Annotated in this window: 1 protein-coding gene; it reads left to right on the forward strand. The window is 55.2% G+C overall.

Annotated elements, in window-relative coordinates; translation table 11 throughout:
- Nucleotides 1-764: ATP-binding cassette domain-containing protein (locus tag B3797_RS17190; protein ID WP_311791703.1), on the forward strand; the 764-nt coding region annotated here is incomplete at both ends.

Below are 764 nucleotides of genomic sequence, written 5' to 3' on the forward strand. Positions count from 1 at the left end.
ATGGTGGAGATCGCCAAGGCGGTTTCCTGGAACGCCGATATCGTGATTATGGATGAGCCGACCTCCGCCCTGACTGAAAGCGAAGTGGCGCATCTGTTCACCATCATTCGCGACCTGCGCGCGCAGGGCAAAGCCATCATCTATATCAGCCATAAAATGGATGAGATCTTCGCCATCACCGATGAGATCAGCATCTTCCGCGACGGTAGCTGGGTCGGCAGCAATCACACCGCGCAATTTACCCGTCAGTCGCTGATCACCCAGATGGTCGGACGCGAACTGACTCAACTCTTTCCAAAATTCAACAATTCGATTGGCGAAGAGGTGCTGACGGTGCGCAACCTCAGCAGCAAAGATCGCTTTCATGACGTCAGCTTTAGCCTGCGGCGCGGCGAAATCCTTGGCGTCGCCGGGCTGGTGGGCGCGGGGCGCAGCGAGGTAATGGAAAGCCTTTTTGGCATGGAGAGCATCGACAGCGGCGAAGTGCTGATTGACGGCGTGCCGGTCAATATCGATTCGCCTTCAACGGCGATAGAGAAGGGCATGGCGTTTTTAACCGAAGACCGCAAGAAATCGGGGCTGTTTCTCGTGCTGTCGGTGATGGAGAACATGAGCATCGTCAATATGCCGGAGTACAGCGGCAAGAGCGGCTTCGTCAGTCATATCAAGATGGCGCAGGATTGTATGGAGCAGATCCGTCGGCTGAATATCAAGACGCCGACCATGGATCAAATCATCAATAACCTGAGCGGCGGCAACCAGCA

This window comes from Pantoea sp. UBA5923, assembly GCF_002431095.1.
GTDB classification, from domain to species: domain Bacteria; phylum Pseudomonadota; class Gammaproteobacteria; order Enterobacterales; family Enterobacteriaceae; genus Pantoea; species Pantoea piersonii.